At 50.4% G+C, this 15276-nt stretch carries 17 protein-coding genes; 11 read left to right on the forward strand and 6 right to left on the reverse strand.

Going from position 1 to position 15276, the window contains the following annotated elements:
* Positions 1–4 precede the first annotated feature (4 nt).
* On the forward strand, positions 5–766 hold the full coding sequence (locus AWQ24_RS12410; protein ID WP_065716991.1) for a 5-formyltetrahydrofolate cyclo-ligase: 762 nt from the start codon (positions 5–7) through the stop codon (positions 764–766).
* On the opposite strand, the gene AWQ24_RS12415 is transcribed toward AWQ24_RS12410, so the two are convergent.
* Positions 763–1497, reverse strand: a complete 735-nt coding sequence (locus AWQ24_RS12415) for a sugar transferase (protein WP_065716992.1) — start codon at positions 1495–1497, stop codon at positions 763–765. The genes AWQ24_RS12410 and AWQ24_RS12415 overlap by 4 nt on opposite strands.
* 49 nt (positions 1498–1546) lie before the next feature.
* Positions 1547–2704 (reverse strand): glycosyltransferase, encoded by a 1158-nt coding sequence (locus AWQ24_RS12420; RefSeq protein ID WP_065716993.1) that lies wholly within the window; start codon positions 2702–2704, stop codon positions 1547–1549.
* 260 nt (positions 2705–2964) lie between these two features.
* On the opposite strand from AWQ24_RS12420, the gene AWQ24_RS12425 reads away from it, so the two are divergent.
* Positions 2965–3750: a CsgG/HfaB family protein gene (locus tag AWQ24_RS12425; RefSeq protein WP_065716994.1), complete on the forward strand. Its 786-nt coding sequence runs from the start codon at positions 2965–2967 to the stop codon at positions 3748–3750.
* Between the two features lie 203 nt (positions 3751–3953).
* The gene (locus AWQ24_RS16270) at positions 3954–4100 is read left to right on the forward strand and encodes a hypothetical protein (RefSeq protein WP_156785474.1); all 147 of its coding nucleotides are present in this window, start codon (positions 3954–3956) and stop codon (positions 4098–4100) included.
* 77 nt (positions 4101–4177) lie between these two features.
* Here the strand turns inward: AWQ24_RS16270 and AWQ24_RS12430 are convergent, their stop codons facing one another.
* The gene (locus AWQ24_RS12430) at positions 4178–5026 is read right to left on the reverse strand and encodes a GNAT family N-acetyltransferase (protein WP_065716995.1); all 849 of its coding nucleotides are present in this window, start codon (positions 5024–5026) and stop codon (positions 4178–4180) included.
* A 117-nt stretch (positions 5027–5143) separates the two neighbouring features.
* Here AWQ24_RS12430 and AWQ24_RS12435 point away from each other — a divergent pair, with 117 nt between their 5' ends.
* The 5 genes from AWQ24_RS12435 (at position 5144) to AWQ24_RS12455 (ending at position 8937) form a co-directional block, all read left to right on the forward strand.
* Positions 5144–5452, forward strand: coding sequence for an urease subunit beta (locus AWQ24_RS12435; protein ID WP_065717378.1), 309 nt, complete (start codon positions 5144–5146; stop codon positions 5450–5452).
* On the forward strand, positions 5453–6352 hold the full coding sequence (locus tag AWQ24_RS12440) for an ROK family protein (protein ID WP_065716996.1): 900 nt from the start codon (positions 5453–5455) through the stop codon (positions 6350–6352).
* Positions 6353–6539: 187 nt separating this feature from the next.
* Positions 6540–7244 carry a hypothetical protein gene (locus tag AWQ24_RS16465; protein WP_012308035.1) on the forward strand — a complete coding sequence of 235 codons (705 nt, stop codon included), beginning with the start codon at positions 6540–6542 and terminating at the stop codon, positions 7242–7244.
* 136 nt (positions 7245–7380) lie between these two features.
* Positions 7381–8271, forward strand: coding sequence for a hypothetical protein (locus AWQ24_RS12450; RefSeq protein ID WP_065716997.1), 891 nt, complete (start codon positions 7381–7383; stop codon positions 8269–8271).
* A 78-nt stretch (positions 8272–8349) separates the two neighbouring features.
* Positions 8350–8937 (forward strand): TetR/AcrR family transcriptional regulator, encoded by a 588-nt coding sequence (locus AWQ24_RS12455; protein ID WP_065716998.1) that lies wholly within the window; start codon positions 8350–8352, stop codon positions 8935–8937.
* A gap of 68 nt (positions 8938–9005) precedes the next feature.
* Here the strand turns inward: AWQ24_RS12455 and AWQ24_RS12460 are convergent, their stop codons facing one another.
* Positions 9006–9734, reverse strand: a complete 729-nt coding sequence (locus tag AWQ24_RS12460) for a Bax inhibitor-1 family protein (protein ID WP_012308038.1) — start codon at positions 9732–9734, stop codon at positions 9006–9008.
* Between the two features lie 156 nt (positions 9735–9890).
* Here AWQ24_RS12460 and accA point away from each other — a divergent pair, with 156 nt between their 5' ends.
* The 3 genes from accA (at position 9891) to folE (ending at position 12305) form a co-directional block, all read left to right on the forward strand.
* Positions 9891–10868: an acetyl-CoA carboxylase carboxyl transferase subunit alpha gene (accA, locus tag AWQ24_RS12465; protein ID WP_012308039.1), complete on the forward strand. Its 978-nt coding sequence runs from the start codon at positions 9891–9893 to the stop codon at positions 10866–10868.
* Between the two features lie 285 nt (positions 10869–11153).
* Positions 11154–11528, forward strand: a complete 375-nt coding sequence (locus AWQ24_RS16275) for a hypothetical protein (RefSeq protein WP_157096866.1) — start codon at positions 11154–11156, stop codon at positions 11526–11528.
* A 57-nt stretch (positions 11529–11585) separates the two neighbouring features.
* Positions 11586–12305 (forward strand): GTP cyclohydrolase I FolE, encoded by a 720-nt coding sequence (gene folE, locus AWQ24_RS12470; protein ID WP_012308040.1) that lies wholly within the window; start codon positions 11586–11588, stop codon positions 12303–12305.
* A 110-nt stretch (positions 12306–12415) separates the two neighbouring features.
* Here folE and AWQ24_RS12475 read toward each other — a convergent pair whose 3' ends face one another.
* A complete protein-coding gene (locus AWQ24_RS12475) occupies positions 12416–13525 on the reverse strand; it encodes an alkene reductase (protein WP_315862337.1) in 1110 nt (369 codons plus the stop codon).
* Positions 13526–13588: 63 nt separating this feature from the next.
* A complete protein-coding gene (locus AWQ24_RS12480) occupies positions 13589–15256 on the reverse strand; it encodes an ATP-binding protein (RefSeq protein ID WP_065717000.1) in 1668 nt (555 codons plus the stop codon).
* Positions 15257–15276 lie beyond the last annotated feature (20 nt).

Genomic DNA, 15276 nt, shown 5'->3' on the forward strand with positions numbered 1-15276 from the left:
ACCAATGGCACATTCCCCTTGGCAGCATTACAACTCCGCAAAAGCAAACCTTAGGCAAACCATTTGGGACCGCTTGGCAACGGCTGGAACAACGGTAACGCCTCCCCACGGCCACATTCCGAATTTCGTCGGGGCGATCACCGCCGCTGAGAGGTTAACTGCCTTGGCAAGTTGGCAACGGGCAACGGTGATTAAGTGCAATCCTGATCAGCCCCAGGCCTCTGTACGTCACCAAGCCTTAGCTGCGGGAAAAACCTTGTATATGGCGGTGCCGCAGTTGGTGAATGAATCTTGCTTTGTTGCCATCACGCGGGAGCAGCTACCCCAAGGTCTCGATTTGGCGATCGCCGCTAAAAAAAACAACATCCTCAAATATGGCCGTCCCGTTAGATTCGCGGAAATGAAAACCATTGATTTAGCGGTGGTGGGCTGTGTGGCGGTGAGTGTAGCCGGCGGACGTACGGGGAAAGGAGCAGGTTTCGCCGATTTAGAACTAGCGATGCTTCAGCACTTTGGCTTGGTGAACGAAAAAACGACCATTGTGACCACGGTGCACGATTTGCAGGTGGTGCCCCCCGCAGCGTTACCCTTAGAAGCCCACGACTGGCCCCTGGATTGGCTTTGTACCCCCACAACTATTTATCAAACGCACCACAACCAGCCGCAACCCCAAGGCCTTGATTGGCGACAGATTCGCCCCCAGCAGTGGGAAACCATCCCCATCCTCAAAAAGCTTTATGCAGAAAATTCGGAAAAGTCGCCCTAGTAGGCACCGTTATTTTTCGGGAACAGCATCACAAAAACAGTTTTACAGACAATCCACAAATCCATAAACCAATGGCGATGGTGCACATAGTAAGAATCCATCCGTACCCTCGTGCCATAGGGAATATCGTTGCGCCCAGACACCTGCCATAGCCCCGTGAGACCCGGACGAATGGTCAAAACTTTGTCGATGTGGCGACCGTATTTATAAAGTTCTTTGGGGACGAGGGGCCGGGGGCCAACAATGCTCATATCGCCTTTTAAAACATTCCAAAATTGGGGAAATTCATCGAGGCTGGTGAGGCGCAAAATATGGCCAATGCCAGTAATTCTTGGGTCTTTTTTGAGCTTGAAATCCTGTTCAAATTCGGCGCGCAACTCTGGCGATCGCCGCAACATTTCTTCGAGTACGGCGTCAGCATTAATAACCATCGTCCGAAACTTGATGCAGCCAAAGGGACGAAAATCCTTGCCAACCCGCCGTTGTACATAAAAAACAGGGCCGGGAGAGGTGAGTTTAATGATTAGGGCGATCGCCAAATAGAGGGGAGAAAACAGCACCAGAACGCCGAGGGAAAAACAAATGTCAAAGCTACGTTTTGCCACCGCCCCATCAAGCCAACGCCGCAGGGACAGGGAGCGAGCATCGCTGGGGGCAAACAAAAATTCTGAGCCTTGTCGCGCTAGCCCAGCCACAAATTTCAGCGCATCAAACTGCCGATAAACTGCCATTACGATCCTCTCCACACACCAAAAACTGCCTGGCTGTTAGGGTCACGCCTCACCACTGGTCAAACCCTGGGAAAATGGAGCGGGGCGATCGCCATTTGCGCCATTTTTCTTGACAGTTGTCTACAAATTCTACATAGCTTTGCCGAAAAATGTTAGCGGCGAATTGCTGAGCTCTCACAAAACAAGCTTCCGGCTGAATGTCTTGGGCCTGGGCCTCAAAACGCTCGACTCCATTGGCGATCGCCTGGGCCGATTGCTGAGGAAACAAAATCCCCGTTTTGCCATCGGCGACAATTTCGGCAGCCCCCCCGCGATTGAAGGCAATCACAGGCGTCCCGCAGGCCTGGGCTTCGACCAAAACAATGCCAAAATCTTCACAGCCTGCATAAACATAGGCCTTTGCCCGTGCCAGATAATCTTCCACCACTTCATCCGGTTGCCGCCCTAGGATTTGCACATTGGGTTTTGCCATCTTTTGCAGCTTTTCTAATTCTGGCCCGCCACCAATGACCACCAAATTTTTGCCTAACTGGTTAAACGCTTCTACGATTAACGCCACTTTTTTGTAGGGCACCAACCGCGACACCGTCACATAAAAATCGTCCTTTTCCTCTCGGTAGGCAAACCGCTCCAAATTGACCGGGGGATAAATCACCGCTGCCTGTCGCCGATAGCAGCGCCAGATCCGTTGGGCTGTCCAGTGGGAATTGGCAATAAAATAATCCACCTGGTTGGCACTGATCACATCCCATTGCCGCAGTCGATGGAGAAAATATCGCGCCAAAATCCCTTTAACGCCCTTGCCGAGGCCAGAATTATTTAAGTAATCAAAGGTTAAATCCCAGGCATAGCGCATCGGTGTGTGGCAGTAGCAAATGTGTAGCTGGTGGGGCCGTGTCAAAACCCCTTTCGCCACCGCGTGGGACGACGACAAAATCACATCGTAGGCTTCGAGGTTAAATTGCTCAATCGCCAGGGGCATCAGCGGCAGATAGTTTTGCAAACCGTACTTGGCCCGGGGAAATTTTTGTAAAAAACTGGTGGCGATCGCCCGACCATAGAGATAGCTATCAGGGTTAGACGATTCAAAATCAATCAGAGCAAAAAGATCCGCCTCAATGTCCTGGAGCATTTCTCGCACCACCAGCTCTGAACCCCCCGTGGCGTAGGGCGTCAACCATTCATGAACAAGCGCGTAACGGGTCATGGGGACTCCCTTCTCCAAAGCAGTGGTCAAACCGAAAATGCCAGCTTCTAGCGAATTCCAGGCCTTTTAGTATATTTCACCCCACAAAATCCTCAAACCGGGAACCCCAGCAGGGGACAAAAGCGTCAGTATATGTTTAAGTGCAATGAAGTGCATCAGTGTCAGTATGCGGCATATACATACAAGCGTATAAATATAAGGGCAAGCATACGGCACCATCCAAAATTTTGTCCTTATTCTGTAGCATCTGAAAGAAACCCATGAAAACCAATCAGCTTTTAACATCCGTGAGTCGCTCTACTGCCCTGGCCTTTCTCGCACTTACCCTAGGACTTGGGGGTGAAAAAGCACTGGCCCAGTGGCAACCGACTATTTCTGTCCCAGAATTTAAAAACGAAACCAATGGCAGCTATTGGTGGTGGAACAGCAGCACCTCCCAAGAACTGGCCGATGCCCTCAGCAATGAGCTTACTGCCACTGGCAACTTCCGCGTCGTTGAACGGCAAAACCTAGGGGCCGTCCTGTCAGAACAGGAATTAGCTGAATTGGGAATTGTTCGCCCAGAAACGGGAGCCCAACAGGGCCAAGTCACAGGGGCGCAATACATCGTGCTCGGTCAGATCACCTCCTACGAAGAAGGGGTCAAGGAAGAATCGACTGGCTTTGGGCTCAGTGGCATTCGGATCGGTGGCGTCCGGCTCGGCGGTGGTGGCCGTGGCTCTAGTGAAGAGGCCTACGTTGCCGTGGATCTACGGGTTGTTGACTCAACCACTGGGGAAGTGCTCTATGCGCGTACTGTTGAAGGAAAGGCAAAGTCTGATTCGACTTCCGGAGGTGCAACAGCGAGTTTTGCTGGGATTAATCTTGGTGGCGATCGCACCGAAACAAATCGCGCTCCCGTTGGCCAAGCGCTCCGGGCGGCCTTGATTGAAGCCACTGATTATCTCAGTTGTGTGATGGTCGAACAAAATGGCTGCATGGCCGAATATGAAGCGAAGGACGAGCGCCGTCGGGAAAATACCCGGAGTGTCCTTGATCTTTTCTAGACCGTTGAGCTCGTTGCCCTTCCTTTAGGGACAATCAATATATAAGTCAGCGATCGCCGCTGATTTTTTTTGCCCATTTTTAGAAGACTTGTACCCCAAAAAAGCCCTTGAATCTTTGACGGCGGCTGCATATAATATAAAAAAGATAGTTTCTGTATCAAAAGTAACTAAATCAAGTTTTTTCTTAAAGGGAGTTTAAGGCTATGCGGATGCGTAAAGAAAAAAATGAAACCCTCCGGGCGATGGAACGGGTTTGGGCGAGACATATGCTCAAGCAGCAAGATGCCCAGAACAAAAATGCGGATGCAGTCCGGGAAGCAAAGGAAATTCTTAACGAATACGGCGAATAAGTCAGTTAAATAATTTTTACGGTAGGCATATGTGTTCAAACATATGCTTTTTTCATGGCTTAAAACCCCAGAGTGGGCTAGCCTAACTCAAAACTGGTCACCCCAAAAATGTTTTGGACAAGAATTGTTGGGGGCGCTTGGGTGTACATCCGTGCTGTTTCAAACACGGGCTGTAGTTGGTAGCGTTGAGCCAAGGCGATCGCCTCTGGATTAGCCATGGGCACATCGAGGAAAAGTTCACTACCAGCGGGCAGACTGCCTTTGAGGGCGAGAAAAAGAATTTCTGCAATTGCGGCATTGTTGGCAAAGAGGGGGCCAATTTTATAACCCCGACGACAGGGACGCACCATGCCATAGCCTGTAATTTCAGTATTATTGACCATCACCCAGGTGGTGCTGTCAGGTTGCTGTAGCCACGATTTTAAAAAGGTGCGGCGATCGCCCGGAAAAAACTGCTGGTCATACTGACAAACTGCTTCAATATTGACCACTGTCAAGGGCTTCAAGCAGGGATGTTCAGGGATCTGGCCACCACCAAGACCACTGTAACGCACGTTGTTGTAGGCCAGATTAAAGCCCGATTTTTTGTAATTTTCCTGCTGGGCGACGACCCCATCGAGACCAACATTCCGGTCTGCCACGGAGGCGATCGCCGCTTGCCAAATTTGCCAACCATAACCCTGGCCACGGTACTCTGGTTTGACGATATAGAAACCAATAAACGCAAAATTTGGGGCATATTTCACCGCCGAAATACTGGCGATCGCCTCCCCATCGAGCAAGCCCACCAGAAATCCCGTGGGATCGGCGGCATAGAAACTGGCGGCATCCTGTAGGCCGGGATTCCAACCTTCCTGGGCCGCCCACTCAACGGCTAAATCCAGTTCCGTTCGGGTCATGGTTCTGATGGTGTAGGTTCCGCTCATCGGCGATCGCCCCCGTAAATTTTTTTCAGTCTAGCTTGGATATTTTGGCGACTTTTTGCTCTGTTGCATTTCCTGATAATTGCGTAGGATAAAAACAGTTTTTGGAGCGACATGGCGATGATTCCAGGCGAACTACGCCCCCAAGTCGGGGAAATTGAACTGAATGCTGGCCGAGAAACAAAGATAGTTACGGTTGCTAACAGCGGCGATCGCCCCATTCAAGTGGGGTCTCATTTCCATTTTTTTGAAGTCAATCGTGCCCTGCGGTTTGACCGGGCAGCCACCAAGGGAATGCGTTTAAATATCCCGGCGGGCACAGCAGTACGCTTTGAACCCGGTGACGAAAAGGACGTAGAATTAGTGGCCTTGGCGGGTCGTCGCCATGTGTATGGTCTGAATAATTTGGTAGATGGAGCATTGGACTAGATGGGCACAGTGATTGGGATTGATCTGGGGGGCACGGCCATCAAAGGGGGGAAATTTAGCCCCGATGGTCTTTGTTTAGCGGAAAAAGCAGTACCTACGCCCCAACCCAGTACCCCAACCGCTGTCGCCGAGGCGATCGCCAATTTAGTGAATGCGTTAAATCAAGATCACACCTGTAAAGCGGTGGGGATCGGCATTCCTGGCCCGGTAGATGGTACAGCGCGCATTGCCAAAGTTGCGATCAATCTCAGTGGTTGGCAGGATGTGCCCCTCGCGGACTGGGTGGAAGCAAAAACAGGTTTACCCACAACGTTAAATAATGATGCCAACTGTGCCGGCCTGGGGGAAGCTTGGTTAGGGGCGGGGCGCGATCGCCAAAATCTCCTGCTCATCACCCTAGGAACGGGAGTCGGTGGGGCGGTAATCCTCAACGGAAAACTTTTTACGGGCCATTACGGTGCCGCTGGCGAGTTGGGGCTAATTACCCTCAATCCCGATGGCCCCCCCTGCAATAGCGGTAATAATGGTTCCTTCGAGCAATATTGTTCGATCAATGGCATTAAGCGGATTTCTGGTAAAGATCCTGGGGAATTAGGAGAACTGGCCCAGGCGGGAGATGCTGAGGCGATCGCCCATTGGCAAACCTACGGCAAACTGTTGGGGGCCGGGCTGACGAGCTTAATCTATATTTTTACCCCGGAAATGATTATTCTGGGGGGCGGCATCAGTGCCAGCAGTGACTTTTTCCTCCCAGCGGCGATCGCCGAAATTGAACGGCGGGTGCTTCCTTCCTCACGGGTGGATTTAAAACTGACCAAGGCCCAGTTAGGCAACAATGCCGGTATGGTGGGCGCAGCAAAACTCGCCCTCGAAAAAATCTTAAATACCCTGGACAATTAGGGAGAATTATTGATGCCATCTCTGCTAGCTTGATCTTTTTAAAAAGCCTCCGCCAAAATACGGAAACCTCGTAAACGTCATAGAAATTTACTGCAATGAGTTAGAAAACGAGATATTTGCATCTGTTTAGGGGAACTACAACTAAAGTAATCTCGTCCCTTAGTTATCCTCCTGGAATCCCTAAACCATGGCTTTCTACAAACAAATATCTGCTTTTTGCAGTGCCACTTCTTTGTTGACAATTCCCCTGGCGATCGCCCCGGCCCAAGCCCAACAAAGTTACCCCCTCGTCTGTCGGGGTGGTGGTGGCTTAAGCATCGTCAATACGGGCAACAATAACGTCAGAATTAATTTCCGGGCCGCTGCTGGTAGTGCTCCCCAAGGTCTGCAACCAGGGGAATGCAGTTGGCAGGATCGCGCCTTTCGCTCCGGAGAGCCGACCGTCATTTGTGATACCAGTGCCCGGGCAGTGCAATATGTCAGCAAACTTGTCCAAAGCAATGAATATGCAACCCTCCAAGTTTTTAATAACAACCAGGGCTGTATGCAAGCTAATGCACCGATCCTTAACAACCCCCCTGTGCTCAATGTTCCCCCTGGGATTCCAGCGGCAGTACAATTTCGCCCTAACTTAAACCAGATTTGGCAGTCTAACTATGGCAATATCCACTGGCAAGAAGGTTGGTATCGCAACCAAACCCAGACCATTGCGATCACTTCCCAAGGTTGGGACAGTAATCGTAATGCCTATGTTGTCGAAGGGCGTTGGGGTCGCACAAATAGTAATGATGCCGGGCCATTTGAAATGATATTTAGCTCCGCTTGCGAGTTTTCCGGTAGCTGGAGTCGCCCTAACGGCACAAGTGGCGGCTGGACTGGTTCCTGTCAATAAAATGGTTGTGGCCTAATCGCTGCTTGGCTGAAAGATGCAGGGGGAATTGAAATAGGCTTCAAGCTTCTCCTCTGCATCGCTTTTTGTTTTTTTGTCCATGTCATTATCTTGAGCATTATTTTGGAGACTGAAATCGATGTCTGTCTTTAAAGAAGCCTGTGCCTATCTGGGTATGTCCTCCCTCCTAATTGTCCAAGGGGCGATCGCCCCGGCCCAAGCTCAACAAAACTATCCCCTGACCTGTCGGGGTGGCGGGAATTTAAGCATTACCAACACCAGCGGTAACAAGGTGAAAATTGTCTTCCGGCCAGCGGCAGGTAGTGCCCCCCAAGGCTTACAACCGGGAGAATGTAGTTGGCAAGATCGTGCTTTCCGACCTGGAGAACCCAATGTGATTTGTGACACTGGTGTCCGCGCTGCCCAGTATCTCCCCAAACTGATGCAAAGTAGCGAATCTACGACACTCCGAGTGTTTAACGATAATACTCAAGGCTGTATGCAAGTGGTTGGTCTAGGCACAGCTCCAGTACCACCGACTACTAGTAACACTAATGATCGACCCCGTAATCCTGGCACGCCAAACACAAACCCAGCGACGCCGAACACGAATAACAATAACAACTCGTCTAACACCGGAAATACTGGGAATACTGGGAATACCGGAAATGGCTCATTTACCAGCGGAAATCCTTCTGGTTCTGGGCAATTCCGGCCTGCTTTAAGGGGAATTTGGGAAACTACTTACAGCTATACCAATGGGGAACTGCAGGGCTATATCGATTGGGGATTGTCGACGGTTGGGGGGCCGGATAGCACTGATTTCATGACTATCACCACAGAGGGTTGGGACGCAAATCAAAATACCTATGTAATCAAAGGAACCGTTCAACTAGGACTCCTGGGTGCCCCTTTGGGCACTGGCCGTTTAAGAGATTTTGAGATGACCTTTACGACGCCTTGTCAGTTTGAAGGGGTCTATGGCAACTCCCTAAACCGACCAATACCCTGGTCTGGCACTTGCCCCTGATCACGAGATTTTTTGACGGTGCAGAGAAATTTCCTTTAGGATAAAACCAGTTTTTCTGCACTGTATCTAGGTTGCGCCATGGTAGGCCGAAAGCTTGCTTTTAACCGTAATGCTGCCCTTGAAAAGGCGATGGAATTGTTTTGGGAAAAGGGTTACAGCGCCACAAGCCTTGCGGAACTTTTGGACTACATGGGGATCCAGCGGCAAAGTCTGTACAATACCTTCGGCAATAAACATGATTTGTTCCTGGAGGCGATCGCCTACTACGGCAAAATCGCAGTGCGCCAGCTAGAAGAGCGGCTCAATTATTCCGCTTCCCCCCTCGAAAATCTCCGAAATTTGTTTTATCAAACCGCCGACAATGCCAAGCTCCTCGGTTGTCGGGGCTGTTTTGTCGTCAATGCAATGATTGAACTCGCGCCTCACGATCCCCAGGTGGCCGCCCTCGTGGAAGATATTGCCACCAATGTCGAGCAAATTTTTACGGGTACCCTCAATCAGGCGATCGCCAAAGGAGAATTGCCCCCCAATTTTGACAGCCCGAAAACTGCCCGTTATCTCTACCACGTCCTTCTAGGATTAAATACCCGCATTAAAGGCTTGCCTAACCCCGAACACCTTAGAGAAACCCTCGATCTCGCCCTGATGGTGCTGCAACCCCAATAAAAAAGCCCCCTGGCCGATGAACCAGAGAGCCCATTCTCCCCTGGGGGAGATGTCGAAGACAGTGGGGGTTAGTCGCGGCTATTGATGGCAATCAACAAGCGCAGAATAAACACAAATAGGTTGATATAGGTCAAATACATCGACAGAGCAGCCGAGAGATATTGCTCATTACGGTAGGCGCGAGGCAACACATAGAAGTCAACTACCGCCGAACCAGCAAATAATAGTGTCCCTAAGCCAGAGATCCCGACCTCTAACCAACTGGGCGTGTAAACTCCAAAGAAAGCAAAACCAAGCTGGGCCAACAGCACCACAAACAAGGCAATAATTCCGAGGCGCACTGTTTGGGCCAGGGCTAAACCATCTTCATCGGAGAGGTTTGAGCCAATATTGCGTCCAATAATGAAGGTAATACCACAGCCGAGGGCTGCGATCCCAACCCCTTGGATCCCAACTCCCGCAGTACCAATAGCGAGGGCAACAATCCCTGTGAGGGTGTACCCAGAAAGTAGACTGTAGCCGGCCAAGAGAGGGAGGGCGACGCTATTATTTCCCTTTTCAGCGACTCCGCGGGCAACGAAAAAGAGGGCCAATTCAGCGATCAGGGCAACCCAGAAGGTGGGCATAAAGATGCTGGGATTGGTTTGGATTACTCCCAAACCACCATAGGTTCCGAGGGCTGTCAGGAGTAGGCCGCCCCCCAAGTAGGGCAGGGCATTTTTAATGACTTCTGGGCCAACCAGGGCTTGACCTTTGGCCTGCTGAATGGCGTTACGAAAATTACTGGTGTTGCTCATAAATAAGTGATTTGATGCTTGAAAAGTTAAAACTGCTTACTTTCTATTTTGGCAAAACTTTTCGGGGGTGGCAGTACGGATTCCTTTACTGTTGGGGAGGCTTCCGGGGATAATAGACTTTGATTTGTGAACTGTCGTCAGTGAATTGGACTCACCATGCCGAAAACGGAGCGCCGGACGTTTCTGCTTGATTTTGAAAAACCTCTTTCGGAATTAGAATCACGCATCCATCAAATTCGTGATCTTGCTGCGGAGAATAATGTTGATGTTTCAGAACAGATTCAGCAGCTAGAGGCGCGGGCAGACCAGCTCCGGGAAGAAATTTTTAGTACCCTCACCCCGGCCCAACGGCTGCAATTGGCGCGGCATCCCCGGCGTCCCAGCACCCTTGATTATGTTCAAATGATGGCGGACGAATGGTTTGAACTCCATGGCGATCGCGGTGGATCTGATGATCCGGCTCTCATTGGCGGGGTGGCCCGCTTCGATGGTCAACCGGTGATGATGTTGGGGCACCAAAAAGGACGGGATACGAAGGATAATGTCGCCCGGAATTTTGGCATGCCAGCTCCTGGGGGCTACCGTAAGGCGATGCGGCTGATGGACCATGCCAACCGTTTTGGGATGCCGATTTTAACGTTTATTGATACTCCTGGGGCTTGGGCGGGTTTAGAAGCGGAAAAGTTGGGCCAAGGGGAGGCGATCGCCTTTAACCTCCGGGAAATGTTTAGCCTCGATGTGCCGATTATTTGCACGGTCATTGGCGAAGGCGGTTCCGGTGGGGCCTTAGGGATTGGCGTCGGCGATCGCGTCTTGATGTTAAAAAATTCCGTTTACACAGTGGCGACCCCAGAGGCTTGTGCCGCCATTCTCTGGAAAGATGCCGGGAAATCAGAGCAGGCCGCCGCCGCCCTCAAGATTACAGCAGAGGATCTGAAAAGCCTTGAGATTATCGATGAAATTGTCCCAGAGCCAGCCTCCTGCGCCCACGCCGATCCCATTGGGGCCGCCCAACTCCTGAAAGCAGCGATCCAAGATAACCTCCAAGCCCTGCTGAAGCTGACGCCAGAACGCCGCCGTGAATTGCGCTACCAGCGGTTCCGGAAAATTGGTGTGTTTTTAGAAAGTTCCTAACTTTAGGATCTGGTTTGGCATTCATGGGTACTGATTCTAATCATTTAGCAATATTTTGTAACATTTCCGAAATTTTGCTAGGATAAGAAGCCGCTGAGCCCTAATGTGAACTATGGGACTTTCCCCAATTTTGTTCTCTCGAAAGGCAGTGAAATCACCAATATCCTTTCGTCTCCATTGGTAAACAGAGTTTAGGTCGTGGACATTTTTTCTGGGATTTTCTATGGACTAAGCTAAATTTTTTTTGCCCACCCATCGCGCTATGTTGAGTGCAGTTCCCTGCCCATGATCTCTCCTGTCCACCTTTGGCGATCGCCTCTGCCCCTAAATTCTTGCAAACCCTTGGCCTTTCTTCCTTCCTTTGCGATGGCAGCCCCCCTGATATCCAAGCTCAATGTTCAACAGCATGGCAGGTTCGGGATTTTGTTTAACGCCTCATCCATTGCCATTCCGCAACTCCTGATCCCCAGACCCACCCGGCTGTGCCGTCATCGAATGACGCAGCTTAGTCATGTCTGGCTAAAGTTTTGGCCGCTCCAGGATTTTTATTTCCGAAAGCGTCCCCAAAGTATTCTTCAAGGGATTCGACCATCCGTTGAGCCCAGTATTGAAGAATTGACCATGATCTCCAAAGCAGGGAATCCAACAGTTTATTGTTAGCGAGGATCTACTCTCCCCTGCCCCAGTTCCTTTTACTTCTTCATTCCATACCGAATTATGACAACATCTTCTTCAAGCGGCTTCAATGGTTCTACAAAAACCATGGCGACTGATGCTCTAGGTCGTGACCTCAATGATCTGGTGACTCGGCCAGACCGCAATAGCCACAATGGCAAAGCAGCAAGCATTCGCCCTGCCACAGAAGAAAGCCAGCAGAAAATGGCAGAGGCTGTGCATACGATGCTAGAAGCCGTTGGCGAAGATCCTGACCGTGAAGGTCTCCTAAAGACGCCGCTGCGGGTGGCAAAAGCCATGCAGTTTCTGACCCAAGGCTATAACCAGTCCCTTGAAGACATCGTCAATGGTGCAATTTTCGATGAAGGGCACAATGAAATGGTATTGGTGCGGGACATCGATTTCTTTAGCCTCTGCGAACACCATATGTTGCCCTTTATGGGTCGTGCCCACGTGGCCTATATCCCGAATCAAAAAGTTGTGGGCCTCAGCAAATTAGCGCGGATCGTTGAAATGTATTCCCGTCGTCTCCAGGTGCAAGAACGCCTGACCCGACAAATTGCAGAAGCGGTCCAAGAAATCCTTGACCCCCAAGGGGTTGCGGTGGTGATGGAAGGGATTCACATGTGTATGTCCATGCGGGGTGTCCAAAAGCCCGGTTCTTGGACTGTTACCAGTGCCATGATTGGGTGCTTCCAGAAAGAACAAAAAACCCGTGAAGAGTTTCTCAACTTGATTCGTCACCAACCCAGCTTTATTTAAGGCAATTTGGGATTGTAGCGTCGCAATCTAAAACATAAGTAAGAGAAGGACAGCCTCAGGGCTGTCCTTTTTGCTAAATTGCCTATCAGCAATGGAAATCGACCAGCATCCTAGGCGGCATAGGTCGGGAAATCGGTATAGCCTTCCGCGCCTGTGGGGGCATACCAAGTGGCCATATCTGCATCGGGGTTTAAGGCCCAGTTATTTGCATAACGTTCAACGAGGTCAGGGTTACTAATAAAAGGACGGCCAATGGCAATTAGGTCAGCTTGCCCAGTGGCGATCGCCATTTCTGCACTGCCTTGATCATAGCCACAATTACCCATGAGAACACCATCATAAACGGCCCGGAAATCCGCCAAGGTCAGCGGCTCTCCCAGTTCATGGAAGCCAAAGGCCAAACCATCCATCACATGAAGATAGGCCAAATTATACCGATTTAGTTGACTGGCAGCATAGGTAAACTGCTCCCGAAAATCAGGCGACCCCATATCATTAAAGGAACCATTAGGGGAAAAACGAACACCCACCCGACGGGAATCCCAGACTGTTGTCACCGCATCTAAAATTTCTAAGAGTAACCGACAACGGTTCGTCGCACTGCCCCCATAGGCGTCGGTGCGATGGTTTGTTTTCGATTGGAGAAAGGTATCGAGTAAATAGCCGTTGGCGGAGTGAATTTCAATGCCATCAAAGCCCGCTGCCTTTGCTCTAATTGCGGCCTGGCGATACTCCTCAATAATCCCAGGGATTTCTTCTGTTTCAATAGCCCTGGGCACTTCATAGGGCTGCTTGCCAAGGGGCGTGTGGATTTCTTCGCCGTTATCAATTTTGAGGGCAGAAGGGGCGATCGGCAATTGACCCCCATGGAAACTGCTATGGGAAGCGCGGCCCATGTGCCACAATTGCAAAAAAATCTTGCCGCCTTTGGCGTGGACGGCTTGGGTGGTGAGTTGCCATCCTTCAACCATGGCGTCCGTATAAACACCTGGCGATTCATTCCAACCATTGGCCTGTTCTGAAATGGTTGTGGCCTCTGTAATAATTAGACCCGCCGAAGCCCGTTGGCCGTAGTATTCCGCCATGAGAGCGTTGGGAATGCGATCTTTGCCAGCCCGTGCCCTGGTCATGGGAGCCATTACTACACGGTTTGTCAAAGGGAGATCCCAGAGGTGAAAGGGCTCTAAAAGCGTTGCAAAAGTCGTTGTCATAGATTTAATTGTTCTTTTTGACTACTTGGTCAATAAAATATTTGTTCATTGTAAACTTTTTTAACAATCTTCCTAAAAACCGAGATCTGTCTTAGCCAAATCTGCCTCGACAAACAAGGTTTCATCCGCTATCGTTTGCCAGTCATGGCAGCCAATTTCCTGGTAAAACGCCTGGTCATAGGAGCGCGTCCGCATCACTACCGGCATCGGGAGAGCGTGACCAAGCACGAGAGCCTGTTGTTTGGAATCTAATTTGGCCAGGACAGAGCGTAGGTTGCCGCCCCCAGAGACCCCCGTAAAAATCGCATCAATATCTTTTTCGTCATTGAGCAAGCAAGTTACCCGCGTGCCAATTTGGGACATGACTTCGTTGTCGATACCGGAGGGACGCTGATCGACGACCAGGAGGGTGACAAAATATTTCCGCATTTCCCTGGCGATCGTGCCAAAAATGGTTTGGTGGACAATCTTAGAGTCTAAAAATCGGTGGGCTTCTTCAATTGTGATCACCAGGGGCGTCGGTTTATTTTGGACGTTTTTGGTTTGCAGGTACAGATCTGCTTTTTTCACATAGGCGGCGTGAATGCGTCGGGTAATCATATTTGTCGCCAACATATACGACAACATATTAGATTGAGAACCGAACTCGATGATTACGTGCTTGCCAGCATCTAGGCTCTGAAGCAGTTGATCGATGTAGTTAAAGGGGCAAGTTTGGCGGATATATTTAAGGTTTTCGAGTCGTTTTAATTTCCGTTGTAGGGCCATAATAGAACCAGCATGGCCTTGGCGTTCTTCGCAAAAGAGGCGGATATCTTCATTGCTCATCTCCAGAAGTTTGACAATCCAGGTACGACCAAACTCAGAATAGAGGACGTTGGCATTATCGAGACTCGCCTCAGATAGCCCTAGTTCAAAGCCAACGAGCCGAATATCTTCAATTTCAATTTGATCGAAGCTGAGGTAAAGTTCCTGGGCATCGCGTACCCCCCGCCGTTGAGTGGATTCTGAATCGAGGGTGTAGATTTCAACTTGACCGGGGAAAAGCTGCCGGAGACCTTTAACGGTACTGACACCTTTGCCCTCTTCAATCGCTTCCCAACCGTATTCAGAATGCATATCAAACATCAAGTTTACGGCGGCCCGTCGCTTGATAATCCCAGACAGCAATAACCGGGTTAGGAAGGATTTGCCGGTGCCAGACTTACCAAAAATGCCGTTACTTCGTTCCACAAAGCGGTCAAGGTCGAGGCAAATGGGCACATCCATATCAAGGGGACGGCCAATGGCAAATTTTTTGTGGTGGGGGTCGTCCTCCCAACCAAATACTCGCCGAAAGTCTTGTTCGTTGGCTTCGTAAACTTGACTGAAGTGACTAGGGATCGTTTTTACAGGCAGTAGCTCAAGGGTCTCAAAGTTTTCTGTTTCATGCTCTTCTGCTTGGCTGGGGGTAAACATCAGCATCGGTGCGAGTTCGACGGTGCCATAGGTGCTGGTTCCAGCGAGGACGGCTTGAAGGAAATCGTCGTTGGGATTGGGCGGATCGGCGAGGATGCGGGGGCTAGAGGTACCTAGGGAAACATCGGTAAGGAGACAGAAAAATTGGGAGCGGCTCCCTTTGACGACGAGAAATTTACCGACGCGCATTTCTTCGACGGACACATCACCATGGAGACGGACTTCGAGGCCTTGGCTTAGGGAACCTTGAATTACGGAGCCAAGGGGGTGTTCGGTGGTCATGGGCAACTGAAGAAGGGGGG

The organism is Picosynechococcus sp. PCC 8807 (genome assembly GCF_001693295.1).
Taxonomy (GTDB): domain Bacteria; phylum Cyanobacteriota; class Cyanobacteriia; order Cyanobacteriales; family MRBY01; genus MRBY01.